The sequence below is a fragment of the Effusibacillus dendaii genome (genome assembly GCF_015097055.1).
In the GTDB taxonomy this organism is placed as follows: Bacteria; Bacillota; Bacilli; order Tumebacillales; family Effusibacillaceae; genus Effusibacillus; species Effusibacillus dendaii.
On record NZ_AP023366.1, the window covers coordinates 1,091,520 to 1,115,388 of the forward strand.

The 23,869-nt window shown below is 48.3% G+C and carries 28 protein-coding genes and 1 pseudogene; 4 read left to right on the forward strand and 25 right to left on the reverse strand.

Annotated elements, in window-relative coordinates; translation table 11 throughout:
- Positions 1–26: 26 nt before the first annotated feature.
- Positions 27–812, reverse strand: a complete 786-nt coding sequence (locus skT53_RS05695; RefSeq protein ID WP_404828956.1) for an amino acid ABC transporter ATP-binding protein — start codon at positions 810–812, stop codon at positions 27–29.
- A 176-nt stretch (positions 813–988) separates the two neighbouring features.
- On the opposite strand from skT53_RS05695, the gene ymfI reads away from it, so the two are divergent.
- Positions 989–1,747 carry an elongation factor P 5-aminopentanone reductase gene (ymfI, locus tag skT53_RS05700; RefSeq protein WP_200760191.1) on the forward strand — a complete coding sequence of 253 codons (759 nt, stop codon included), beginning with the start codon at positions 989–991 and terminating at the stop codon, positions 1,745–1,747.
- 599 nt (positions 1,748–2,346) lie between these two features.
- Here ymfI and fdhD read toward each other — a convergent pair.
- From fdhD to clpP, 19 genes and pseudogenes are all read right to left on the reverse strand, one after another.
- Complete coding sequence (gene fdhD / locus skT53_RS05705) at positions 2,347–3,156, reverse strand: formate dehydrogenase accessory sulfurtransferase FdhD (RefSeq protein WP_200760192.1); 810 nt, start codon at positions 3,154–3,156, stop codon at positions 2,347–2,349.
- A 4-nt stretch (positions 3,157–3,160) separates the two neighbouring features.
- Complete coding sequence (locus tag skT53_RS05710) at positions 3,161–3,304, reverse strand: hypothetical protein (protein WP_200760193.1); 144 nt, start codon at positions 3,302–3,304, stop codon at positions 3,161–3,163.
- A gap of 33 nt (positions 3,305–3,337) precedes the next feature.
- Positions 3,338–3,553 carry a heavy-metal-associated domain-containing protein gene (locus tag skT53_RS05715; RefSeq protein WP_200760194.1) on the reverse strand — a complete coding sequence of 72 codons (216 nt, stop codon included), beginning with the start codon at positions 3,551–3,553 and terminating at the stop codon, positions 3,338–3,340.
- 85 nt (positions 3,554–3,638) lie between these two features.
- Positions 3,639–4,136, reverse strand: coding sequence for a helical membrane plugin domain-containing protein (locus skT53_RS05720; protein ID WP_200760195.1), 498 nt, complete (start codon positions 4,134–4,136; stop codon positions 3,639–3,641).
- On the reverse strand, positions 4,111–7,086 hold the full coding sequence (gene fdhF, locus skT53_RS05725; protein ID WP_264176015.1) for a formate dehydrogenase subunit alpha: 2,976 nt from the start codon (positions 7,084–7,086) through the stop codon (positions 4,111–4,113). Before fdhF ends, skT53_RS05720 begins: the two co-directional genes overlap by 26 nt.
- A gap of 26 nt (positions 7,087–7,112) precedes the next feature.
- Positions 7,113–7,976, reverse strand: coding sequence for a formate/nitrite transporter family protein (locus skT53_RS05730; protein ID WP_200760196.1), 864 nt, complete (start codon positions 7,974–7,976; stop codon positions 7,113–7,115).
- Between the two features lie 124 nt (positions 7,977–8,100).
- Positions 8,101–8,562, reverse strand: coding sequence for a hypothetical protein (locus skT53_RS05735; RefSeq protein ID WP_226375350.1), 462 nt, complete (start codon positions 8,560–8,562; stop codon positions 8,101–8,103).
- A gap of 59 nt (positions 8,563–8,621) precedes the next feature.
- Complete coding sequence (locus skT53_RS05740; protein ID WP_200760198.1) at positions 8,622–9,077, reverse strand: pyridoxamine 5'-phosphate oxidase family protein; 456 nt, start codon at positions 9,075–9,077, stop codon at positions 8,622–8,624.
- A 423-nt stretch (positions 9,078–9,500) separates the two neighbouring features.
- Positions 9,501–10,025 (reverse strand): annotated as a pseudogene (locus skT53_RS05745) (GMC oxidoreductase); the annotation flags it as partial.
- A gap of 147 nt (positions 10,026–10,172) precedes the next feature.
- A complete protein-coding gene (typA, locus tag skT53_RS05750; RefSeq protein WP_200760199.1) occupies positions 10,173–11,999 on the reverse strand; it encodes a translational GTPase TypA in 1,827 nt (608 codons plus the stop codon).
- Between the two features lie 80 nt (positions 12,000–12,079).
- Positions 12,080–12,523 (reverse strand): YaiI/YqxD family protein, encoded by a 444-nt coding sequence (locus skT53_RS05755; protein WP_200760200.1) that lies wholly within the window; start codon positions 12,521–12,523, stop codon positions 12,080–12,082.
- Positions 12,524–12,537: 14 nt separating this feature from the next.
- A complete protein-coding gene (locus skT53_RS05760; RefSeq protein ID WP_200760201.1) occupies positions 12,538–13,302 on the reverse strand; it encodes an HAD family hydrolase in 765 nt (254 codons plus the stop codon).
- 119 nt (positions 13,303–13,421) lie between these two features.
- Positions 13,422–13,655 (reverse strand): hypothetical protein, encoded by a 234-nt coding sequence (locus tag skT53_RS05765; protein WP_200760202.1) that lies wholly within the window; start codon positions 13,653–13,655, stop codon positions 13,422–13,424.
- A 61-nt stretch (positions 13,656–13,716) separates the two neighbouring features.
- Entirely contained in the window at positions 13,717–14,070 is a 354-nt protein-coding gene (locus tag skT53_RS05770; RefSeq protein ID WP_200760203.1) for a hypothetical protein, read from the reverse strand.
- Entirely contained in the window at positions 14,058–14,249 is a 192-nt protein-coding gene (locus skT53_RS05775) for an aspartyl-phosphate phosphatase Spo0E family protein (RefSeq protein WP_200760204.1), read from the reverse strand. The genes skT53_RS05770 and skT53_RS05775 overlap by 13 nt, the downstream gene beginning before the upstream one ends.
- Before the next feature lie 195 nt (positions 14,250–14,444).
- Positions 14,445–14,585, reverse strand: a complete 141-nt coding sequence (locus skT53_RS05780; protein WP_200760205.1) for a hypothetical protein — start codon at positions 14,583–14,585, stop codon at positions 14,445–14,447.
- 134 nt (positions 14,586–14,719) lie between these two features.
- Positions 14,720–15,748: an ArsJ-associated glyceraldehyde-3-phosphate dehydrogenase gene (locus skT53_RS05785; protein WP_200760206.1), complete on the reverse strand. Its 1,029-nt coding sequence runs from the start codon at positions 15,746–15,748 to the stop codon at positions 14,720–14,722.
- 233 nt (positions 15,749–15,981) lie between these two features.
- Positions 15,982–17,055 (reverse strand): class I SAM-dependent methyltransferase, encoded by a 1,074-nt coding sequence (locus skT53_RS05790; RefSeq protein WP_200760207.1) that lies wholly within the window; start codon positions 17,053–17,055, stop codon positions 15,982–15,984.
- A gap of 7 nt (positions 17,056–17,062) precedes the next feature.
- Complete coding sequence (clpP, locus tag skT53_RS05795; RefSeq protein WP_200760208.1) at positions 17,063–17,644, reverse strand: ATP-dependent Clp endopeptidase proteolytic subunit ClpP; 582 nt, start codon at positions 17,642–17,644, stop codon at positions 17,063–17,065.
- A 90-nt stretch (positions 17,645–17,734) separates the two neighbouring features.
- On the opposite strand from clpP, the gene skT53_RS05800 reads away from it, so the two are divergent.
- Positions 17,735–18,016, forward strand: a complete 282-nt coding sequence (locus skT53_RS05800; RefSeq protein ID WP_200760209.1) for a YgaP family membrane protein — start codon at positions 17,735–17,737, stop codon at positions 18,014–18,016.
- Between the two features lie 311 nt (positions 18,017–18,327).
- On the opposite strand, the gene skT53_RS05805 is transcribed toward skT53_RS05800, so the two are convergent.
- Complete coding sequence (locus skT53_RS05805) at positions 18,328–18,801, reverse strand: cysteine hydrolase family protein (protein ID WP_200760210.1); 474 nt, start codon at positions 18,799–18,801, stop codon at positions 18,328–18,330.
- Positions 18,802–18,904: 103 nt separating this feature from the next.
- The gene (locus skT53_RS05810; protein WP_200760211.1) at positions 18,905–19,348 is read right to left on the reverse strand and encodes a hypothetical protein; all 444 of its coding nucleotides are present in this window, start codon (positions 19,346–19,348) and stop codon (positions 18,905–18,907) included.
- Positions 19,349–19,701: 353 nt separating this feature from the next.
- Here skT53_RS05810 and skT53_RS05815 point away from each other — a divergent pair, with 353 nt between their 5' ends.
- Positions 19,702–20,094 carry a YlbF/YmcA family competence regulator gene (locus tag skT53_RS05815; RefSeq protein ID WP_200760212.1) on the forward strand — a complete coding sequence of 131 codons (393 nt, stop codon included), beginning with the start codon at positions 19,702–19,704 and terminating at the stop codon, positions 20,092–20,094.
- Between the two features lie 116 nt (positions 20,095–20,210).
- Positions 20,211–20,504, forward strand: a complete 294-nt coding sequence (locus skT53_RS05820) for a DUF1292 domain-containing protein (protein ID WP_226375352.1) — start codon at positions 20,211–20,213, stop codon at positions 20,502–20,504.
- A 34-nt stretch (positions 20,505–20,538) separates the two neighbouring features.
- On the opposite strand, the gene skT53_RS05825 is transcribed toward skT53_RS05820, so the two are convergent.
- The 3 genes from skT53_RS05825 to corA form a co-directional block, all read right to left on the reverse strand.
- Complete coding sequence (locus tag skT53_RS05825; RefSeq protein ID WP_200760214.1) at positions 20,539–21,423, reverse strand: DMT family transporter; 885 nt, start codon at positions 21,421–21,423, stop codon at positions 20,539–20,541.
- Positions 21,420–22,697, reverse strand: a complete 1,278-nt coding sequence (locus tag skT53_RS05830) for a BaiN/RdsA family NAD(P)/FAD-dependent oxidoreductase (protein ID WP_226375353.1) — start codon at positions 22,695–22,697, stop codon at positions 21,420–21,422. The genes skT53_RS05825 and skT53_RS05830 overlap by 4 nt, the downstream gene beginning before the upstream one ends.
- Positions 22,698–22,876: 179 nt before the next feature.
- Complete coding sequence (gene corA, locus skT53_RS05835; RefSeq protein WP_200760216.1) at positions 22,877–23,824, reverse strand: magnesium/cobalt transporter CorA; 948 nt, start codon at positions 23,822–23,824, stop codon at positions 22,877–22,879.
- Positions 23,825–23,869 lie beyond the last annotated feature (45 nt).

Below are 23,869 nucleotides of genomic sequence, written 5' to 3' on the forward strand. Positions count from 1 at the left end.
TGCCCCCTTGTTTCTTTGTTTGTTATTTAGTGATTCAGGATTCGGCTGAGGAATAGCCGGGCCCTGTCATCAGACGGGTTGGTGAAAAACTGTTCGGGCGTGGTATCTTCCTTGATTTGCCCCTGATCGACAAACACGATGCGGTCCGCCACTTCCCGCGCAAATCCCATTTCGTGTGTGACAACCACCATCGTCATGCCTTCTTTGGCAAGCGTTTTCATAACATCCAGCACTTCCCCGATCATTTCCGGGTCGAGGGCAGATGTAGGTTCATCAAACAGCATAATCTTCGGTTTCATGGCAAGCCCCCGGGCAATTGCCACCCGTTGCTGCTGACCGCCTGACAGACTGGACGGATACACGTCCGCTTTTTCCGGGATTCCCACTTTTTCCAAGTATGACATGGCCGTTTGACGAGCTTCTTCAGCGGATACGCCCCGTACCTTGATCGGCGCCAAGGTAATGTTTTGCAGCACCGTTTTGTGCGGGTACAGATTAAAATGCTGGAAGACCATGCCAATTTCCTGCCTCAGTTTGTTAATATCGGTTTTTGGGTCATTGACTTTCGTTCCGGCCACAACCAGTTCACCGGATGAAATGGTTTCCAAACGGTTGATGCAGCGCAACAGCGTGCTTTTTCCGGAACCGGAAGGACCGATAATGACCACTACTTCGCCTTCCTTGATAAACAGATTGACATCTTTCAACACATGAAATGAACCATAATATTTGTTAACCTGATGGAATTCAATCAAGAGGATACCCCCTATTGCCTGCAAGTGCCAAAAGTTTGGCTGATTTATGTCTAATATTTGAATCTTACTGACAAACCTACGAAAATCTACAGGAACCTACAGAAAAAATTTTTTCAACTTGAACATTTCTATTGCCATAAAAAAATAAGTGACACCGATTGTGACGGTGCTAACATCTGTCCGTTTTTAATGTAAAATGTTCCTATATCTGTATTTGGAAAAGAGGATTCCGATTGAATAACCATGCTCATCCACTCAGGGAACAAGTCGCCATCGTTACCGGTGCTTCACGCGGCATTGGACGGGCTATTGCGGAAACGTTGGCCCGGCTGGGAGCTTCTGTAGCTATTAACTATCAGCATTCAAAGGAACAGGCGGAAGCCGTCGCGCATGCTTGCCAATTGTATGGAGTGGAAGCCATTCCTGTACAAGCCAATGTGACCGACGGGGCTGATGTAGCGCGTCTTTTGGAAACTACATCTTTATATCTCGGCAAACCGGATATTTTAATCAACAATGCGGGAATCGCCAGTCACAGTCTGCTGATCGATACGAGCGAAGCGGAATGGGATCAGGTTATGGAGGTCAATCTGAAAGCCGCTTTTCTCTGTACGAAAGCGGTGATGCCCGAGATGATCCGCAAACGGTACGGACGGATTGTCAACATTTCTTCGATCTGGGGAATGACAGGCGGTTCCGGCGAGACCGCCTACTCCGCCGCGAAAGGCGGACTGATTGCCTTTACAAAAGCATTGGCAAAGGAAATGGGACCGTCCGGTATCACCGTCAACGCCGTCGCGCCAGGCGTGATTGAAACGGACATGCTGGCAGGTCTGCCGCAAAGCGACAAACAAACGCTGGTAGAGGAAACTCCTGCCGGGCGGCTTGGTACACCGCAAGACATCGCATCGGTTGTCGCTTTTTTGACGCTGCCGTCTTCCGGTTTCATCACCGGGCAGGTCATTTCGCCAAACGGCGGATTTTTGACATAGCTTCTGTACAATCAGTAAACGTTTCTTGAAATCCGGTTTTCCCAACTGCTGTAACTTTTATGGCGCGTGTGTCAGGCACACGTTGAATCCAATTAAGTTCCAACAACCGTACCACCATGGCGCTGACTAACGCACCCGCCAGATGATCATAACAGGTTCGCGCATGACGGATCGCTGATGACAGATGCTATTTTGAATACGCTTGAATGCCTCGCCAATTCATTCACCTTCCGTTTGACTCCAGTTCATTCCCTATTTCGATTGTGCATCCATATTTCGATGATAGTTGAAATTTATCCGATTTACAATGAGTCTGCCACATAGGGAAAACAAATTTACATAGGAATGGGTGTACAAACAGATGTGAGGGTTTTCTTCCGGTATGCTCGCATTTATTTTTGCCGTTTATATGTGGTGATTTATATAGGGGTCGGGATACCGGTGCTGGCTGTCGGTTTCGCAGCAGAACGAGTAGGTTTGTACAATACGGTCCTTCTCTTTTCCTGTTTAATCGGCGCAATCAGTGTCGTACTGTTCCTGTTATTGTCGAAGAAAAACGTATCCGTCAGACGGTAACCTTGTCTCCCAGTGCAGTGCTTTTAAAGGAGGACTGCTTCGGAACAAGTGATTCGCTCCGGATGTGTGTAAATATTGAATCGGCCACCGCGGATAAACCCGACCGTCGTAATGTTCAATTCTTCTGCCAGATCGAGAGCGGTCTCAGTAGGGGCCGCCTTCGAAAGCAGGATGGCGACCCCGATTTTGGCGATTTTGAGGAGCACCTCAGACGAAATGCGTCCGCTGAAAGCAAGCATCGTGTCATCTAACGGAATCCGATTTTGCAGGATATGCCCATAGATTTTATCGATGGCGTTATGCCGTCCTATGTCGGTGCGGCTGATGAGAATCCCGTCGGGTCCGCATAAGGCCGCATTGTGAACACCACCTGTCCTTCTGAAAATAGCAGACTGACTCTGCAAAAGCCCGATCAGCCGAATGCAATCTTCCGCTGAAATGGCCGCCTGACTTCTGACTTTTTTGGCCGTTCGGGCATCGTTTTGAAAATAAAACGATTGTCTGCTTTTGCCGCAGCAGGAACCGATGATCCGCTTGGAATAGGATGTTGGATCGATCATCCTTGGCGTGGCGGTTTGTACATAGGCGAATCCGTTTTTCTCTTCGATGCAGATAGAAGTGATCTGATCTATGGAGCGAATCACTCCTTCCGCCGCCAGAAAGCCAATCACCATATCCTGCAAATCGTCCGGCGTGCAGACAATCGTTGCAAACTCCTGATAGTTGACCATGACCGTCAGGGCGTATTCGTTCGCAATCTCATCCCGATCCTGCAAAAACTGTCCGTTTTCATACCGGATGATAGGCCTTGTCACCGTAACGTCTGGACGCATCCGTTCATGACTCCCCGGCAAAATGGTCAAGATTGCGGTCTTTCATACAGTTTTCACAGACATGCAAAATATCATATCGGCTCCCCGCTTCCAACTCCATTTCCGTCACATCTTCAACTGCGCCACACACCTCACAAACGCGCGCCATTTCACGTCCTCCTATCCTGTGGTATATTTCCGACTATTGAATCTCATTCATCCGGTAGCCGCTGTCCGCTAATGCCTGTTGAAAGTCTATGAAGGAAGCCGAGTGCTCATCATACGAAAAAACGGCCTCCCCTCTTGCGAGATTCACTTCCACATGGCGAACGCCCCATACCTCGTGCAGCGCCCGGCTGACTTTGTTCGCATCTGACTGGTCTATCATCCCCTCGACAGCCACTTTCCTGGTTTCCATCCGCCACACCCCGTTCTTCATTTGTTCTGCCATTTCCGTTATCGTTCATCTGTCCGGTTCGGACTCTGCCTGATACTACATCCGATTAATGGACCGAGGAACGGTTGCCGTTGATTCCTTCCCCCATACCTCGTAAAAACTGCAACATCATGTTGATCGAAGCGTTCACGTCAGGATCTCGCAACATTTTACCCATGTTCCATAAACCGATCGGTTTGGTCTCTGCCGCATGCGTCCCTGATTGTTCCAGTCCGCGCGCCACCCCGTTCAGCATCGTTTGCAGTTGGGCCGGATCCAGTTTACCGAGAAATTGAGCGAGACCGATCAAATTTTTCAGCCCGTGATGAATTCCAGGCTGATTCAATTGGGTAAACGCGATAGCGCCGATTTGCTGCCGATTTTTCAGAATTCCCTGCAAAATGTTAAGCACTCCTGACGCATGCAGTTCCTTTAAAATATCGAGTGTCATCAGCAACGTGTCGCGGCTTTCCGCCACCGCTTCCAAAATTTGGCCGATGGCCTGCACCTGTTCCTGTTCCGGATTGGGCAGTTGTTTCTCAATGTGCGTAATCGCTCGCGCCATGTTCGGCACCTCCCTCGATCAAATCCGGTATCGGTACAAAATCGGATCGCTTCCATTTTTCCTCAACTCGTACCCCGATCTGCGGCACCCGCTTGCCGAATCGGTGGTTCTCACGGGGGAGCGGAGATTCTCCTTCCGATTCCAAAATTTCCATTTTAACGCCCATTTCTTTGTAGTTCGGTGTGTGTGTCGTTTTGTCGTGATAACTGCTGGTTAACCGATTGACCATTTTCTTGTCCTCAAACGAGTTCATCGTTAAATAAAGTTCGTTGCCCTGAACGCGATCCGTAACAAGGGTTCGCACTTCCACCTCACCGTACGGGGAGGTCAACCGTACCAAAGAGCCGCTCTGCAATCCTCGTTCTGCAGCCAGTTCCGGTGACACTTCCAGCCAGGGATTCGGCACTTTGTGCGTAATTCCGTCCACCCGGTAGGTCAAGTTTCCTTCGTGAAAATGTTCCAGCAGCCGCCCGTTGTTCAAGTGCAGATCGAATTCTTTCCCGGCGTCGTAAGGAGGCGTCCAGTCCACTTTTACCAGTTTCGCCTTGCCATCAGGGAACCCGAACCGGTCGACATACAACAACGGAGTGGATGATCCGTCCGGCGCTACTGGCCACAACTGACTGTTCCAGCCTTCCAGACGCTCATAACTGACACCTGCAAAAATCGGCGCCAGACGAGCCACTTCTGCCATGATTTCACCCGGATCACAGTAGTTCCAGTCAGCTCCCATCCGGTTTGCCACTTCCTGGAGAATCAGCCAGTCCGGCTTTGAATCGCCGAGCGGTTCAAACACTTTGTGAAAACGCTGGATGCGCCTTTCCGTATTGGTGAATGTGCCGTCTTTCTCAAGACTTGGCGATGCCGGCAGCACCACGTCCGCATATTGGGCCGTCTTTGAGAAAAAAATGTCCTGAACGACAAAAAACTCCAATTGTTCAAACGCGGCCTGCACATGATTCGAGTTCGAGTCCACAATGGCCATGTCTTCCCCCATCAAATACAGCGCCTTTAGCTTTCCATCCTGGATGGCCTCTACCATCTGATGGTTATTCAACCCCGGTTCTTTCGGCAGTTTGACACCCCATGCCCGCTCATATTTGGCGCGCACCTTTTCATCCTGAACCGCTTCATATCCCGGCATCCAGGCAGGCATTGAGCCAAAATCGCAGGCGCCCTGCACATTGTTGTGACCGCGCAGCGGATAAGCGCCCGTACCGGTTCTTCCGTAATTTCCTGTCACCAAAAGCAGATTGGAGATGGCCGTACTCGTATCCGTGCCGCCCAAATGCTGGGTAACTCCCATCGCCCATAGGATACACACACTGTTTGCCACATGAATCATCTCCGCCAGCTTGATCAAATCGTCTTTCGAAATGCCCGTCTTTTCTGCCGCATAGTCAAGTGTAAATTTGGATAACGATTCGGCATATTCGTCAAATCCGTTTACACGATCACACAGAAACTGCTTGTCTTCCCACCCCTGATCGATGATGTACTTGGTAACCGCCGACAGCCAGATCAGATCGGTCCCCTGCTCCGGATGCAAAAACAGATCAGCCCGTTCCGCCATTTCGTTCTTCCGTAAATCCGCCACAACCAGCTTCTGGCCGTACAATTTGTGCGCCCGTTTGATGCGTGTTGCCAACACCGGATGAGATTCAGCCGCATTGGCCCCCACAATGAGTACCAGATCGGCCGCCGCAATATCATGAACTGTACCGGAATCACCGCCATAACCAACAGTCCGCATCAGGCCTGATGTAGCCGGTGACTGACAGTAGCGGGAGCAATTGTCCACATTGTTGGTACCTGTTACGGCACGGGCCAATTTTTGCATCAGATAGTTTTCCTCGTTACTGCACTTGGAAGAAGAGATGTAGCCAATCGAATCGGGGCCGTGTTGTTCTTTCATTTCCGTCAGTTTTCTGGCAACGAGGGACAGGGCTTCGTCCCAGGTGGCTTCCACAAACTTGTCCCCTTTACGGATTAACGGTTTGGTCAAGCGCTCTTCGCTGTTTACAAAATCCCAGCCAAACTTGCCTTTCACACAAGTGGAAATTCCGTTCACCGGCGCCTCAGCATGCGGTTCCACCTTTAAAATGTGCCGCCCTTTTGTCCAGATCTCAAAACTGCATCCCACACCGCAATAGGTGCATACCGTTTTCGTCCGTTTGATGCGGGATTGACGCATGGCCGCCTCGACTTCTGAAATCATAAAAATTTCCCGGTAGCCCGGCTCCACTTCTTTCGTAATGTCGATCATCGGTCCTAAAATATTGTTTTCAATTCCTGTGAGGTAGCCGGCTTCACCAAGCATCGATTTTTCCATCAATGCATTGCAAGGACACACAGTCACACAATGACCGCAGGAAACGCAGGATGAATGGTCAATCGGCACGTCATGATCCCAAATCACACGCGGTACTTCACGGCTCCAGTCGATCGACAGCGTTTCGTTCACCTGCAAATCCTGACAGGCCTCCACGCATCTGCCGCAAAGTATGCACTGATCCGGTTCGTACCGATAAAAAGGATGTGAGTTGTCAGGCGGATAGGGCTTGGGAGTAAACTCGTATTTCTGATGTTCAACCTGCAAAAATTCGGCCGTGTTATGCACGGTGCAATTGCCGTTGTTATTATCGCAAACCGTGCAGTACAGTTCATGATTTTTTAAAATACGCGACATGGCTTCCAATTGGGCTTCTTTTGCCTGCTCCGATTGCGTGTTTACGACCATGCCCGGCTTGGCTTCCGTAACGCATGCCCGTGCCAACTGCCCATCGACTTCCACTAAACAGGTGTCGCATGTCTGAAGCGGTCGCAGATTCGGATGATAGCAAATACTGGGGACAAAATAATCCTGTGCCTGAGCCACCTGCAAAATCGTCTGGCCGTCTGTCATTGCAAACGGTTTTCCGTCGATCTCAATCGTTTCGTGTGTTGTCAATCCGGACTGTTGTGTGATGGTTTCGTTCAATGTTTGGCACCTCGCAACCCGAAAGATTTCTGTTTCGTATCCGTTTCCAACCCGTGTACCTCTTTCGGACCGGGTGTGGTACCGCCCTGCCCGGTGCCGCGGATGTAACTCATCCAATACATCCAACCGACGAATATCGCACCGCCCACAATATTGCCTAACAACACGGGAACAAAATTGCTCAAATAATCGGCCCACGTTAAATGCCCGGCAAAGATGGCGGCAGGGATGACAAACATGTTAGCCACCACGTGCTGGAACCCGATTGCCACAAACGCCATAATCGGAAACCAGATGCCAAGTATTTTGCCGCCGACGTCATCCGAGCCGTACGCGAGCCAAACCCCCAAACAAACCAGCCAGTTACAGCCCACTGCGGAGAAAAACGCCTGCCAAAACGTGTCACTCAGTTTGCCTGAGGCGATCGCAACCGTTTTGGTTAAAAAGGCGCCTGTCTCTGTCATACCGACTACATGGCCAAACACGTAGGCGACAAAAACGGCTCCTATAAAATTGCTGATTAACACCCAAAACCAATTGTTCAGTAATTTTCCAAACGTGATTTTACGAGACATCCACGCCATCGGGACAGACATCATATTGCCGGTTAGCAGTTCACCGCCACCAATTACAACAAACATAAGACCAACCGGAAAAACGGCCGCTCCCAAAAAGGATCCAAATGTCCCCCACTCCCTTGGCAAACTTGCCGTTACCCGAATATCCAATAAAAAACCGAGCGCAATAAATGCACCTGCCAAAAAACCTAAAATCAACATGGTTAAAAGCGGCAGCGATGCTTTACGCAGTCCCGCATCCACCGACAGTTCGGCGATCCTCTGAGGCGAATGAAAGGCCATGTAAGATTCCTCCTGTCTTCTGATGTTCGGTCCTGGATAGTATTCGCCCATAAGCCAAAAAAAATGACCAGCTTTTTCACATCTCGTGAAAAAGCTGGTCTGCCTGTCTGTTGTCTGCCGCCCGTTACCAAGTATGATCCAACTTGATCATGTAAAACGAACAGTTTCGATGATCCCACGCCTGTTCGGCCATCTGAATGGTTAGGTACCCATTTGACACATACTTATAGAGGTCAGGCAAGCTATTGATGGGCAGCAGCATTCGATTCAATTTGGTGAGGCTCCATTCATTCTCGTCATCAAGTTTCACCTTTCCGGCATACGCAAGATTTAAGCGTTCCGAAAGGTCGTCCCCGATGAACGTTTCCACGACCGCAGCATACTTGTAAACCGTATCGACAAACAGCAAGCGGCGTGTTTCCTGGCCTTCCAATTTTACACGGCCCAGAATTTCCAACGCATGGGTCAACTTTTCTGCAGCCTCGACCTGCTTGAACTGTTGGTAGGCTTCCGTGATGTCCTTGCCGGTTGAGTCAAACACTTTGCCATTTTTCATCGTCAACGGGAAGAGAAATGGTTTTTCCAACAAGTAATCCCTCCTATCGGCCAAACCACGGGCCGACTATCAAAGAGTCTTACTTTCCATTATCTCTTTTTTAACGCGCTATAAACTTCCTGATCGTATTTTTCTGCCAATTTCGGGTCATACGTTTTTTCGTACTTCGGTTCCACCGACATTTTGGCTCCGTAAAACATGATATCGCGCACTTCATCAACCGATACATCAACGGCGATCATTTTCAAAGCGACGCCTTCCAGGTTTTCCGTCCCGGCAGATGCAACGCCGCTGATCGAATAACAGGAATCAGGTCCGATGATCGCAATGGATACGCGCGGATTTTTATTGATATTCGCTACCACGCGGGAACGTGGATCGATGGCAAACCGGACGGATTTCGGGTCGAGCGCCAGCAGCCAGGAAATAGCCGCTACATTGGGAGCTCCCGTTTCGTGATCAATCGTATGCAAAAGAACCAGTTTTTCCCCTTGCAGGAAATCAACCAGTACTTGTGGTAACTCAGTTTGGACTGTTTCAGCCATTCGTGTTCATCCTTTCTTTAATTTATTCATAGAAATTTTTTCTAAATTATAGCATAAATCGGTGGGACAACGGCAAATCCCATCGGGTATCCACACTTCCACTTCAGGACATGCTAACGACAAAAACATCCTTCCAAAAGGAGGAATCACAACGTGACCCCATCATACCTTAGACCCAAATGAACGGATCGAGGAAGAGGATCCCGTTCTGGCAGCCCAAATGGAAGAGGAAAGCTGGCTGCCTGCTGCAAGAGAGGGGATACAAGATACGATCCCGCTTGTATCCATGGATGAGCAATTGCCCTAGAAAAACAGAACTCGATCTGATTGAGTAAAAAAATGGATAGAGAGGCCCGAAGCGTCTGTTCTCTATCCATTTTCTTATACGAATTCTACCAAATGCTTATTCAGCAACATGTACATCTAACATTGCCTTTGTTTCATCTGATCTGCAGGATAATCCGCTGTCCTTGCAGCAAGTGCCATTACTGTTTCCGTCGGGTTGCCGCCCCCGGAAGTAACAAACGGGCTGGCACTACAAATAAACAGGTTTAGGATATCGTGTGTTTGCCCAAACGAGTTTGCCACCGAGCTGGAAGGATCTTTTCCCATTCGACATCCTCCCATTAAATGGGCGGTATCATCTGTTACAAATTCCGGTTTTCCGCCTGCTGCACGAATAATCTCCTGCATTTTCCCAACCGCATGCGCAATCAATTTTTTGTCATTTTCTCCGCAGGAAAAAGAAACCGCCGCCAAAGGCATGCCGTATTCATCTTTTTCCTTTGAGAGCGTGACCCGATTATCCGGGTTGGGTAGCACTTCGCCTACCAACGTGATCCTACCGTAAAAATTATAATCGAGCATCGTTTTACGCAGTGATTCTCCCCATAGAGTTGCGCTTTTGGCAATTCCTTTTGCCATTGCAACGGGACGGGATCCATGGGCTCCGTCAAAAGGAGCAGAGTTAATGGCAAGCGGCGCCACAACGCTACGTATTCCGAGTTTCTCACAGCCAAGTTTGGAGATTCGATTCGTAGAGAAAACAGCGAAATCAAGCTCCCAAACAAAAAAAGATGACCCCCTGTCAGGTCATCAAGAATAAGATTTTTGTTTTTCGTGACGGTCGCGCTCGTTTTTCTTCAAATATTTTTTGCGGAGACGGACTGATTTGGGCGTAATTTCACAAAGTTCATCATCGTTCAGATATTCGAGCGACTGTTCCAGTGATAAAATGCGCGGCGCTTTTAGCTTGGTAGTCTCGTCTTTTGTAGCGGATCGCACGTTGGTCATCGCCTTCGCTTTTGTCACATTGACGGTCAGATCGTTATCCCGGTTGTGTTCCCCTACAATCATTCCCTCATATACTTCCGTACCGGGCGTGATAAACATAACGCCACGATCTTCCAATCCCTCAATGCTGTATGCAGTGGCTGTACCCGATTCACTGGCAACCAGAACACCTTGACGACGTCCTTCCAGTTCACCTCGGTATTCCTGATACGAATCAAAACTGTGGTTCATAATTCCATACCCACGTGTTTCTGTCAAAAATTCGGTGCGGAATCCGATCAACCCGCGTGCCGGAATCAGGAACTCAAGACGTACGTTGCCGGTTCCATGGTTAACCATATTGGTCATTTCCGCTTTGCGGGCTCCCAGACGTTCCATAACTGCTCCCATGTATTCTTCCGGCACATCGATCACCAGATGTTCGAACGGTTCCAGCCGTATCCCGTTTTCCTCTCGGATGATGACCTCCGGTTTCGAGACCTGCAGTTCATACCCTTCCCGCCGCATGGTTTCAATCAGAATCGACAGATGAAGCTCTCCCCGTCCGGAGACGATAAACGCATCGGGCGAATCTGTTTCATCCACCCGCAGCGAGACGTCTGTTTCCAACTCTTCCAGCAGCCGCTCCTTCAGTTTTCGGGAAGTGACATGTTTTCCTTCCCGTCCGACAAACGGGGAATCATTAACAGAAAACGTCATCTGCAGTGTAGGCTCATCAATATGAAGCAACGGCAATGCTTCCTGCCGTTCCGGATCGGTAACCGTTTCCCCGACGTTAATATCGCCAAGTCCGGCGACTGCAATAATATCCCCTGCCTGCGCGCTTTCCACTTCAATCCGATTCAGACCGATAAAACCAAACAGTTTGCTGACGCGCGATTTTTGAACCGTTCCGTCCCGTTTCATAACGGCCACCTGCTCATTTACCCGGATTCTGCCGCGCTGAATGCGACCGACTCCGATTCTCCCCAAATACTCATTATAATCGAGCAGCGTGACCTGGAACTGCAGCGGCTCTTCCGGATCCGCCCAAGGCGATGGAATATGCTGGATAATCGCTTCGTACAGATCTTTCATGTCGCTTTTTGTTTGGTCGGGACTGGTTGTTGCATATCCCTGCAAAGCGGACGCATAAATGACCGGAAAATCAAGCTGTTCTTCCGTCGCATTCAATTCGATGAAAAGGTCCAACACTTCATCGACCACTTCCTGCGGACGTGCATTCGGCCGGTCAATCTTGTTCAGCACCACAATCGGCACCAGATTTTGTTCCAACGCTTTGCGCAAAACAAACTTCGTTTGCGGCATACAACCTTCAAACGCATCCACGACCAGCAGAACACCATCCACCATCTTCATGATCCGTTCCACTTCACCGCCGAAATCGGCATGACCGGGAGTATCCACAATATTAATCGTATAATCGTTATAGCGGATCGCTGTATTTTTCGCCAAAATGGTAATCCCGCGCTCCCGCTCCAAATCATTTGAATCCATGACTCGTTCTTCTATATGCTCGTTTTCGCGAAAAATCCCCGACTGCTGCAGCAGTTTATCAACCAGCGTCGTTTTACCGTGGTCGACATGGGCAATTATCGCGATATTACGAAGTTTTTCTTGATGCGTCATATCAGCGCCTCCCATTTTTCACACAACTATCATCATACCACAAACATGACAAAAAGGCGATCGCATGATTTGCAACCCCCTCACCCATTTTTCAAAATATGATCCAAAGCCGTTTCAAATGCGGCATCATCTGCTTCCGTCCGCCTCTTTGGCCCTTTCGTACGGCCCCCCGCACGTCTGTGTTTGGCCGCTCCTTCCCTCATCTCCAAAATCAGATCGATCGTATCTTCCCGATATTCCTGTCCATAAATTCCCAGTGCCCGGCATTTTTTGCCTAACACGAGCGCCGCCAATCCAATGTCTTGCGTAATGACCAGATCGCCTAGCTGACACCGGTTCAGGATATAAAGATCGGCCGATTGTGACGTATCGTCGACCGTGATATGGAATTCCCCTTCAATCTGATGATGAAAATTGGATACGGTCCAGCACCTGACCTGATTTTCTGCCGCCAACCGTTTGGCTGTCTCCACAACCCGGCGCGGACATCCGTCCGCATCAACCCAAATCGTAATGATGTACACCTTCTTATCCTTTTTTACCCCATCTGTTCACGTCTTTGATTGGCTCCCCGCCCTGCAATTTCTGCGATCACGTCTGGTACGTCGGCAATGGAGCGAAGCACATGAAATTCACCTTTGGCAGGGACATCTAACTCCACACGGTCGTATTTCCAACCAAACTCGTCCGGAATATGAATCGCATGAATGCCCGTTTCCAAGGCGGGACGAATGTCACTTCTTGCGGAATTGCCCACCATCCACGTTTTCTGCGGATGAAAATTGTAGCGCGTGAGGATATGACGCAACACTTTTGTGTTTTTGTGTTCGTAAATAAACCGTTTCTGTTCCGGGAAAATAACGTCCAACCCAGCTTCCAGCACTTTTTGCGTTTGAATCTGAAAATCACCGCCGGTGTACAGATACAGATCGTGCCCCTGCTTTATCAATTTTTCCAGCGTGTTCATTGCATACGGGTACAGCTCAATATCAAAATCATAGACCGAATGCCCCAGTTCCAGAATTCTTGCTTCTTCCTTCTGTTCGGGGATTTTCCCGTATTTCTGACACATTAACCGGTACGTTTGGACAAGCGAATCAGGGAAACGGTTTTTGCCCAATCCCCATTTTTCAACGCCTGCCATATCGATTTTTTCCTGTGTTTTATCGATCAAACTTCGCTCGACCGGAAAATCCTGAAACAGACTCATCATCAGATCCAAAAACAGTTCCCGCGTCAACGTAAAATGTTTGTTGCAATGGATTAGCGTATCATCAAGATCAAACAGTATATGCTGGGACAACACTTGACTCACCCCGCTTGCATGGTTTCCGGTATTCGACGATTCGACAAGCGCTCCCCAAATCCCTTTTTTGTGAAAAAATAACCGCTGCCGTAGCAGCGGCTTCTCGCCCCCGTAGGTTAGTGAAAAAAGATGGTATAAGCGGCCCAGAATGCCACTGCGATAGCCGCACCGATCAACGCAGCCATGATGAACCCGGCATTGTTTCGTCCGAATAGTCCACTTAAAAAAGCGCTCGTCCACGGCGCTTTCACATCCGGATAGGCGGCGTGATACTCCTCTTCAATCGGGGTAAATGAGCCTCGTAAACGTTCCTGTTCCTTTGCTTCTTTCTGCTCGGTGTTCTCGTTCACGCCAACACCCCCTATCGCTGTTTAACAATATTGTTTCCCGGCAGGTGTATCATCATCCGAGTCAATCGTTTGGTAAATGATTCGTAATATGCAGCAACAGATAATAATCCATGCTTTCAATTTCAATTGCCTGATCCAAAATATTGACTTCCACATCATCCGGATCTACAGGTATAGCGATGGAAGAAACTTCATGGCCGGGTTGTTGCGGATGAAGCATGAACTCAAGGGCGATCTCCGTTTCATTTTTCCCTGTCAATACATCACAAAAATCAAATGGACCTTCCACCTGGGCCAAAATGATGGAATCCCCATCTGTCTGAAGCTGCCATTCCAGTTTTCCCCTGACAACTGAATCGGAGAAAAATTCTTCTAAAAAAAGGGCGAGGTCCTGCAAACCGTTTATCGCATCCATACTACACCTGTCTCCCTATAGGCTTGTCCATTCTGTTTGTAAATTAATAAGATCAACCGATCCAGTCGCTGGCTCATTTCCAATACGGAAGGATCAAGAAAACTCCCTTTTTGCTTGGTGAGTATCTGCAGCTCCGTGCGCAACTGGTCGATCTGTTTGAGTACAGACTGGTTTTTCAACTCTTGTCATCCTTTGTCGCTAGAGTAGATACTTAACGATTATACTCGACAAACATTGTCGTTGCACAGTTTCTAAAAAACCAGAACTTTCGACAAGCTATCCTATCATACTATTCGAAATGTCAAAATTTTATTATCGGTGATTATCCGATCGACAACATAATGTGCCAGCAATCGAGCCTGCGGTGCTTTTGTTTATGCAAGTCTCTTGAGTAGTTTCCGCAGCAGTTTGATCGTCCGTTGTCTGCGTAATCGCGGACCCCGCAAGGCCAACAGGAAAGACAGTACGCTCATCACAACCGCTGCCGCCTTATAGTACCGAATCACCTTCATCATTTCTAGCCACCCTTTCCCAATATTGTCAGGACTAGTGTTACCGCAACCCCCGCTTCTATTCAAACGGAAAAACGGATGTCCGCCGGCAACGGGACATCCGTTTTCGTGATATACTGTATAAAGTTGCAGAATACTTAGCTTAAAACTGTCTGTTTTTGGGGCAACTTGCTGGCGACCAAACGGGCAAGATCGACAACGCGGCAGGAGTATCCCCATTCATTGTCATACCAGGCCAACACTTTCACCGTCCGGTCTGCTACCACCATTGTGGATAAACCGTCTACAATGGAGGAAGCAGGATGACCGACAAAATCGATCGATACAAGCGGTTCTTCCGTATATTCCAGTATTCCTTTCAGCGAACCTTGCGCCGCTTTCTTTAACGCATCGTTCACTTCTTCTGCCGTCACGTCTTTCTTTAATGTGGCTACCAGATCCGTAACCGAAACGTTTGGAGTTGGCACCCGCAAAGACAGCCCGTTCAGCTTTCCTTTCAGTTCGGGCAGTACCAATGCAACCGCTTTGGCAGCACCCGTTGAAGTAGGAATAATCGACGTGGCGCAAGCCCGTGCACGTCGTAAATCTTTATGAGGATTGTCCAGATTCCGCTGGTCGTTTGTGTAGGAGTGCACAGTCGTCATCAAACCATGCTCAATTCCGAACTGATCCTGCAGCACCTTTACAACAGGCGCCAGACAGTTTGTCGTACAGGAAGCGTTGGAGATTACATGATGCTGGTTCGGATCGTACAGATTCTCATTGACACCCATCACAATTGTTGCGTCTTCATCTTTGCCGGGAGCCGTAATAATTACTTTTCTCGCTCCGTTTTTCAAGTGAACGCCAGCGGTTTCACGCGAACGAAACTTTCCGGTCGATTCAATTACTATGTCGGCTCCATATTCGCCCCATTTTAAATTGTTCGGGTCACGATCGGACATTACATATATACGTTGTCCATTGACAATTAAAGCGTTGTCTTCCGTCTCAATATCCACGTCCCAACGCCCCTGCACAGAATCGTATTTTAACAGGTGGGCCAAAGCAGCCGGGTCGGTTGTCGCATTTACAGCGACGATCTGAACCTCCGGATCGTTCATGGCGATCCGAAAGACCATTCGGCCGATCCTGCCCATTCCATTAATCCCCAATTTAGTTGCCATTGTCGAGAAACCTCCCAGTAATCAAGCAAGTTACAGTCTCATTGTACACTTAAACTGCCAATTTCACCATAATAGAATGTCACTTTTTTACTTAAAAGTATGTCACAATCGAGAAATATGTGTGTTAGTATACCCTGCTCCCTGATTATCTCTTCATAAACCAAACAATTCCCAACAGCAAAAACAAGCCGCCGCAAACAAATAAACCGATTGCCAATTTTTTTAACATAGGATCACCCGGATTTCTGTTGAATCAGTACTTTGAATCGATCCCCCATACCCCCCGGCAAAATCAGATGTTTGATCGCCAGATTGCGCTTGAACGTCTCATCTTGAAACGGGTCGTCTGATTGAGGGGGCGCAATGGTCTCCAAAATACCGGCTTGTACTAAATAATTGGCCTGAGTCCCATATAAAAAGGTGCCCAATCCGATATCTTCCCCGTATTTTCGAATCGCGGTAAAGTTTACATCACTGGTGATATCCTGCTGACCGATTCGTACATAAAGCTCAGAAACCGGTTGGTGTCTGTAGAACGCCCGAATGGTACCGCTATTTCTGCCCTCATAAAGATGATCCGATTCCTCACCGTAATCAATCGTAATAATAAATCCTTTCTTCAAAAAAATACTGATTTCCTGCAGCCAATCAAGTGCTGCCAGATTGACTTCAGCTCGCCGCCCGACAGGCAGCGGCGGTAAGAATCGATCTATATAAAATGCGATCCGGTTGTCCGACAAAGGGCCTGTACATTCTGCCAGCATTCCGTCCCGTTCAGTCACATAGATCTCTTGCCATCCCGTTTCCGTTTTCTCGACAACGTGCACAGGAAACGCATCCAGCAATTCATTCGAGAGAACCATTCCTATAAAAGAACCTGCTTCCGAAAGATCAGAAAACCATTCTACAACCGCATTTGTTGCACGGATTACCGGATCCAGCAGGGCGCGTTGAATTTCCCGAAGCCCGGCTGATGTTTCCACAATCCGGTAATGAATCGGTATCTCGGGTGCGATTTGTTTCCATGCGGTGAGTATGTCTTTGGCCAGGACGCCTTGTCCTGCGCCAAATTCTACAAGAATAAAAGGTGACGGACAATCGAGCAGATGCCATTTTTTAAAGAGATCGCGGGCGACCGTTTGCCCGAACACCGAATGCACGCCGGGAGATGTATAAAAATCACCCGTTTTTCCGAATATCTCATGTTTGCGAGAGTAATACCCGTCATCCGGATCATAAAGTGCCGCTTGCATAAAATCGCGAAAAGGGATGGCTCCCTTTTCGCGCAGTAATGGAATCAGTCTCATATTCCGTCTAGATACGTTCGATTACTTTGTCGATCAGCCCGTACTCTTTGGCTTCCTCGGCACTCATGAAATAATCACGGTCGGTGTCCCGTTCGACTTTTTCCAGTGGTTGTCCCGAACGCTCCGCAATGATCCGGTTTAATTGATCCCGCATCCGCAAAATCCGCTCTGCCGCGATTTTAATGTCAGTTGCCTGACCGCGTGCTCCGCCAAGCGGTTGATGAATCATTACTTCTGCGTTTGGCAAAGCCAATCGTTTGCCTTTCGCGCCGGCAGTCAACAGAAATGCTCCCATGGAAGCCGCCATTCCCACACAAATCGTCGATACATCCGGCTTGATAAACTGCATGGTATCAAAGATCGCCATGCCGGCTGTAATCGAGCCGCCCGGGCTGTTGATGTACAGACTGATGTCTTTTTCCGAGTCTTCTGCAGTCAGAAACAGCAACTGTGCGATGACCGAGTTGGCCACCATATCATCAATTTCACTGCCCAGAAAAATAATCCGGTCTTTTAACAGGCGGGAATAAATGTCGTATGCGCGTTCTCCGCGGCTTGTTTGTTCGACTACCATCGGCACCAGATTCATCTATGTATTCCTCCTTTACTATTATCATTATACACTGTTTTTTTTGTTCATACTAAAACCGCTTGCGCAAAAATGAAGGGAGGTCATCACATGATCAAACAAAATGTGGGCAACTGGGATGCCTATCTGCGTCTTACAGCCGGTTTCACCGGTCTGGCGTTCGGTATTCGGCGATTAATCGAAAAAAATGACACGTTCGCTGCGATGATGGTAATGGCAAGTGCGATGAAAGTAGCGGAAGGCGTCACCCGAATCTGTCCGCTGATGCATCTGATGGGTGTCTCCACAGCGGAGAAACAGCCGAAACATCTCACGTATACAGCACATGATGAGTTTGATCAGACAAAGCCGATTCCCGATTATGCCCAGTAGTTTATGCACAAGCAGAGCCACCCGGCGGTGGCTCTTATCTTTCAGTGCACTTTCATCTTTTCGGATCGGAACCGAACGCCATATTTTCCCCTACGTGTCCGGTATAATTCCACTTCACGCGGTGGATGCGTCCCATAAATGCGTTTGTCGCCCTCTACCCACATCACAGCGCAGTAGGCCTCAAATTTACTGTCATATAGCCCTGCCCAATACACCCAAGACACTGGAATCCCCCCTGCGCCAAAATGGTAACTTTATTTTGGCCGGGCAGGCAGGTCATCACACCCGTCAATAAGTGTAATGATTGGGACTTACATCCAAACTCGGTCGCCGCCAACATGCAGCAGATTTTCTTCGCCAATCGCGTTTTTGATCACCATCGTGGCTTCCCAGTTGCGCGCATGATAGGAAACCAACAGCGGCTCCAGAATTTGTACTTTGTATCCGTTATCAAGCAGGCTGAACATGGTCGCCAGGACAGCCAGCTCGGCATCCATGCCGCCAAGATGGACAAGCTCAATTTGATGCTGTTCCAGCAGTGCTTTCGTTTCCTCATTAAAAGCTGTGTAAGTTCTTTTCTCGACACGCTTTGCTTTCGGATGTTTCAGCAACAAGGTGTCTTGTCCTTCATTGTCTTCATGTTTCCATGTGGTTGTAATGATCAAATCATAACTGTCGGCATTTTGATCGATATACTGCTGGCAGAGGCGGACAATATAGTCGATGTTTCCTAATTCTCCAAGAAAATCTTCTTGAACATCGGTCAAAATCAGTGCTTTTTTCATGTGATGACCTCACCTTCCGTTCGGCAAAATTTCTACACCATGGTAACACAAGAATTCGATCTGTTTCAACAATAGGCAGATTCAAGTTATGTAAGAATTGATTTTAATGAAATTGTAGAAACCCGCCGTAACGCTCTTCAATTTCTGCAGCAACCGCTTGATACTCTGCCGGATCCTCGACCACGTCCAATCCGTAACCGGTTCCCTCATCGATGACCCGAAAAAAGATCAATTCGCCAGCCGCCGCATCCCGTTCATAATAAACGGCATATGCGTGTGAATGTCGCGTGAAGTAGGCGCCCAACGTATATCTTTTCTCTTCCGAAGCTTCCTGCACGTTGATAAAAAAAATACGGCTGATCATATCCATCACACGATCCGTGTAAAGCTCCCCCGGGAAATCAAGCGAAATGGTTTCCCCCTGCTGGCCGGAGATTCGGTACAACTCCTTTTTGTCGTCCCGCTCCCAACTGATCAACATCAAATGAGCTGTTTCATAAAAAAAAGCATAATGGCCCGCTTTTGGAAATTTGAACAGCGGCTGCACGACGGCTCACCCCCGACCCTTCAGAAAAAGAGCAGGGAGTCTCCCTGCAGTTCCATTACTTCTCCCACTGCTCGTGCTGCTTTTTGATCGCTTTGTTAAATTTCTCCGCCGTAATGTTCGAACACATGGCCAACAACCAAAAAAGTGCGGCTGTAAACGCTAAGAGACCCCACATGTTTGACGCCTCCTTCCACTCTATCTATTCCCATATAGAATAAAAACAATTCGATTCACAAGTCAAGTGAACTTTCTTTGACTGGTAACAACATGGAAGATTTGGTATACTCTTTAAGAATGTCCGTGGTTCCTTCACGTATTATGGTTACGATAAGCAGACGCAGGAGGTAAGGAGAATGGTTGACCCGAACGAAATTTGGGGACGCGCGTTTGAACTGGGGAGTCTGATTGCCGAATCCCCCGAAGTCTCTTCCTATAAAGAAAAGAAAGAACAGATGGAATCCAATCCGGAAATCAAATCGCTGCTGAACAAACTGCGAAGCATGCAGGAAGAATTGGAGAAACTGTCTTCCTATGGCGAAGGGCCCCATTTAAAACAGTTGGAACAGTCTGTCCAAGATGTAATGGACGAATTGGACCAATATCCAGAAGTGGTTGCGTTTAAAGAATCCTGTGTGAGCGTCGACGAACTGTTGCAATCGGTCACCACCTTATTGTCCAACTGTATTTCAAGCAGAGTGAATGGAGTTCCGGTTCCTGGCCCGGACAGAAAAAGCGGCGGCGGCTGAAGCAACTGACAAAATAAGGGCCGTCGGTCCTTGAGCTCACGTCTGTTTGACGCAGCAAGATTTGCCATGTTATGATGAACCGAGAATTAATTTGAAAAGAGATGAGGGATTGCCCAGTGGCTGATAAGAACCATGTTCACGGTCCCGATTGCGACCATGACCATGAACAGGCTGTCATCGTTTTGACAGATGATGAGGGCGTTGATCATGAGTTTATTGTAGCTGACGTAATGGAACTGGAAGGAAACAGCTACGCGATTTTAGTTCCGCATGATCAGGAAGAAGGCGAAGCCGTTATTCTGCGCGTGGAAACAGATGAAGAAGGCGAAGAATACCTGATCGACATTGAAGATGATGCCGAATGGGAACGGGTTGTGGCCGCATACGAACAGCTCGCTGCCGGTGAATAATGAAGGAACCGCGTCGATAGACGCGGTTTTTGTTCTACGCAGAATTGTTCTTTGTTTTCAGAGGCAATAGATTGGTAACAAGCGTGATACTTAAGAAAATCACAATCATTCCAACAAGCGTGTTCAGATAAATCGATTCATGCAGAAAAATACTCCCCCAGATCACCCCAAAGATCGGAACCAAAAACGTCACACTCAATGTTTTAACCGCTCCCACATTATTGATTAAGCGAAAATAGAATAGATAGGCGATGGAAGTACATAGGATGGATAGCCCTGCGATCGAATAGAGGACTTCGGCTGGCGGTACTTTGTTCGGGATCGTTGCAATGGAGAATGGCAGAAGAATCACGCCTGCGCCCAATTGTTGTCCAATTGCCAGATCAAGCGGTTTTACACCTTTAAATTTGCGAGAAGCATAGATGCCGCCAAACCCGTAGGACAAGGCTGCCAGCAAAGAAAACCCAACCGAATAAACGATTTTATTCCCTATCGGCACAGGACTCCATCCGGTAAGTATAGATACGCCCGCCACCCCGATTAGCAAACCCATAACCTTTTTCCAGTTTAACGGTTCTTTTGTCCATCCCCATGCAACAAGTGCCGTAAACAGAGGCGTCGTTGCATTCAGAATCGCGGCCAAAGAAGCATTTAAGTTCATTTCAGCTGCTGAAATGAATGCAAAAGGAATCGCTGCATTTATAAGGCCCAGAATGAAATATTCTTTCCAATACTGCCCTAGTTTCGGTTGATTTTTAATGAGTGCGGCATAGATCCATAAAACCGCCCCTGCCAATAACACACGCAGATCTGAAGTAACAAAAGGTCCAACCGCAGGGGTTGCAATTCTCATAAAGAGGAAGGAGGCTCCCCACAAAGCTGCCAACGATAACAACATAGCAAAATCTCTCGCATTCAAACCGGTTCCCTCTCCTTACTTACACGTTCGGCCGCACTTTTCCCCGCCGTGTACCCCGTGCTGAAAGCGGCCGTAATATTATACCCCCCGGTATAGCCGTGCACATCTAAAATTTCGCCGCAGAAAAACAGCCCCGCCATCCGTTTTGACTGCATGGTCTTCGGGTCAATTTCCTTTAAAGACACACCGCCGCCAGTGACAAACGCTTCTTCAATCGGCAAAGTGCCGGTTGCCTGCAGAGGAAACCGTTTCAGCAGCTGAGCCAATTTTTCCAGAGGCGATTTCGGCAGATGGGCGAAAGTCACATCCGCCTGCAGCTCGGCCATATCCAGTAAAATGGGGACCAGCCGTTCAGGCACGTATCCTTTCAGCACATTTTTGATCGCTTTTCTCGGCTCATGTTTTGCCATGGCATATATCGAATTCAAAATCTGCTCCGCACGTTGACCGGGAAACAGGTCTATCGACATGAACACAACCGGCCGATCCGTCTTCTGCAGCTCTTTCACCACAAACTGGCTGCAGCGCAGCGCAGCCGGACCTGAGATGCCAAAATGGGTAAAAATCATGTCTCCTTCCTGTTCGCTCTTCTTCTTCCCTTTTTCATTATAAACAGCTAAATGAATATTTCGTAAAGACAATCCCTGCAAAAGCCGCTTTTTGATAAATTCGTCCTGTAAGGTGATAGGCACTTCTGTCGGATACAGCTCCGTAATGGTGTGCCCCGCCTGCCTCGCCCATTCATAACCATCTCCCGTTGAACCGGTATGGGGGACCGCCTTGCCTCCGACCGCCACAATCACGTTGCGGGCATCAATCAATTCACCTGATCGCAGCCGCACCCCCGTTACTTGTCCGTTTTCAAAACGGAGCGAATCGACAGGAGACAAAACACGAATTTCGACACCCGTCTCTCTCACCTTGCAAACCAGAGCATCCACAACATCTTTTGCCTTGTTGGATACGGGAAACATACGTCCTCGGTCTTCCTCTTTTAAACGAATGCCCAGCCCCTCGAAAAAACGAATGATGTCCCGGTTGTTAAAAACAGCAAATGAACTGTACAAAAACCGCCCATTACCGGGGATGTTTTCGATCAGCTCATCCAGTTCCTTATTATTTGTAACATTGCAACGTCCGCCGCCGGAAATCGCCAATTTGCGGCCCAGCTTGTCCCCTTTGTCAAGCAGCAATACGTTCGCTCCTTGCGAAGCGGCGGATATGGAGGCCATTAAGCCGGCTGGCCCCCCTCCAATTACGATCACATCGTACATAACACACCTCTTTTTTTCTACGGCGGACACATTAACGTACTTCAATAGTCTTTTGTACATTATATGGATGTGTCCTTGATCTTTGCCGGAATACAACAGAAACCGCAGGGCACACGCCCTATTCGAATGTACAAGATGCATTGTTCATGTTTGGTACGTTCACGGGTCCGCCGCAGTTTTTAAAACCACCCTTTTCGTTTAAACCAGACCACCATTCCTGTTGCCGTAATCCCCATCAGTATCAGTACCGCATAATACCCGTATCGCCAGTGCAATTCCGGCATATTGACAAAATTCATCCCATAAAGAGCTGCGAGGAAAGACAACGGCATAAAAATGGTGGTGATCACGGTCAGCGTCATCATCACCCGATTGATCCGCTGTGAATTGAGCATCGCATAGCTTTCAATCAAATCATTCCCGATTTGCCTGTATGTATCAGTCATCTCCAACAACTTCGTAAGATGGTCGTAAATATCCCGGAAAAAAAGGCGGTGCTGCGGCTTCCACTTCTCCTCTTCCGGATGCAGGATTTGGTTGATCACATCGCGACAGGGGTCGAATGTTCTTCGCAAGGCGAGCAGCTCTTTCCGTATTTCAAATACCCGATTGATCATCTTCTCGGTCGGCCGCAAAAAATAAGCGGATTCCAATCGATCCAGCTCGTCGTCAATTTGATGGAGCAGGGGAAAATACTGGTCCACCAAGCGGTCTATGATGGAATACAACAAATATTCCATCCCTTTCTCGACCAGTGATGGATTTGTCTGATAGTATTCCTTAATATGCGTAAGATCCTCGTTCACCTGCATGTGAAAAGACACGATATACCGGTCTGACACAAACAAGTTTACTTCTTCCGGGCGCGTTTGGGGCTGGGAGAAAGCATGCAGTACCAGAAAACGATACTCCCCATAGTCATCCAGCTTTGGTCGTTGCAGCAAATGCAGGCAGTCTTCGATCGCCAGATGGTGAAACGAAAAATAGCTGGACAAATACAGAATTTCCTGCTCCGTAGGCTGTGAAAATTCCACCCAAAACCACTTGGGTGAATAAGTGTCCATTTGCTCCAGCGGCACGTTATACAAGACGTTTCCATCGTTCAACACGCATAGGGTATGAATCATGCTGTCCACTCCATTGAATTTGCTGACGGCAATAGTATATCATGT

What these genes read in the sequence shown, in the direction of transcription:
- skT53_RS05785 (WP_200760206.1), bottom strand. Translation starts at nt 15,748, where the DNA reads ATGGCAACTAAATTGGGGATTAATGGAATGGGCAGGATCGGCCGAATG.
- skT53_RS05815 (WP_200760212.1), top strand. Translation starts at nt 19,702, where the DNA reads ATGGTTGACCCGAACGAAATTTGGGGACGCGCGTTTGAACTGGGGAGT.
- skT53_RS05720 (WP_200760195.1), bottom strand. Translation starts at nt 4,136, where the DNA reads ATGGCGCGAGCGATTACGCACATTGAGAAACAACTGCCCAATCCGGAA.
- clpP (WP_200760208.1), bottom strand. Translation starts at nt 17,644, where the DNA reads ATGAATCTGGTGCCGATGGTAGTCGAACAAACAAGCCGCGGAGAACGC.
- skT53_RS05770 (WP_200760203.1), bottom strand. Translation starts at nt 14,070, where the DNA reads ATGGATGCGATAAACGGTTTGCAGGACCTCGCCCTTTTTTTAGAAGAA.
- skT53_RS05710 (WP_200760193.1), bottom strand. Translation starts at nt 3,304, where the DNA reads ATGGCGCGCGTTTGTGAGGTGTGTGGCGCAGTTGAAGATGTGACGGAA.
- fdhD (WP_200760192.1), bottom strand. Translation starts at nt 3,156, where the DNA reads ATGCGTCCAGACGTTACGGTGACAAGGCCTATCATCCGGTATGAAAAC.
- typA (WP_200760199.1), bottom strand. Translation starts at nt 11,999, where the DNA reads ATGACGCATCAAGAAAAACTTCGTAATATCGCGATAATTGCCCATGTC.
- skT53_RS05715 (WP_200760194.1), bottom strand. Translation starts at nt 3,553, where the DNA reads ATGGAAACCAGGAAAGTGGCTGTCGAGGGGATGATAGACCAGTCAGAT.
- skT53_RS05830 (WP_226375353.1), bottom strand. Translation starts at nt 22,697, where the DNA reads ATGTACGATGTGATCGTAATTGGAGGGGGGCCAGCCGGCTTAATGGCC.
- corA (WP_200760216.1), bottom strand. Translation starts at nt 23,824, where the DNA reads ATGATTCATACCCTATGCGTGTTGAACGATGGAAACGTCTTGTATAAC.
- skT53_RS05740 (WP_200760198.1), bottom strand. Translation starts at nt 9,077, where the DNA reads ATGGCTGAAACAGTCCAAACTGAGTTACCACAAGTACTGGTTGATTTC.
- skT53_RS05800 (WP_200760209.1), top strand. Translation starts at nt 17,735, where the DNA reads ATGATCAAACAAAATGTGGGCAACTGGGATGCCTATCTGCGTCTTACA.
- skT53_RS05805 (WP_200760210.1), bottom strand. Translation starts at nt 18,801, where the DNA reads ATGAAAAAAGCACTGATTTTGACCGATGTTCAAGAAGATTTTCTTGGA.
- skT53_RS05730 (WP_200760196.1), bottom strand. Translation starts at nt 7,976, where the DNA reads ATGGCCTTTCATTCGCCTCAGAGGATCGCCGAACTGTCGGTGGATGCG.
- skT53_RS05790 (WP_200760207.1), bottom strand. Translation starts at nt 17,055, where the DNA reads ATGAGACTGATTCCATTACTGCGCGAAAAGGGAGCCATCCCTTTTCGC.
- skT53_RS05780 (WP_200760205.1), bottom strand. Translation starts at nt 14,585, where the DNA reads ATGATGAAGGTGATTCGGTACTATAAGGCGGCAGCGGTTGTGATGAGC.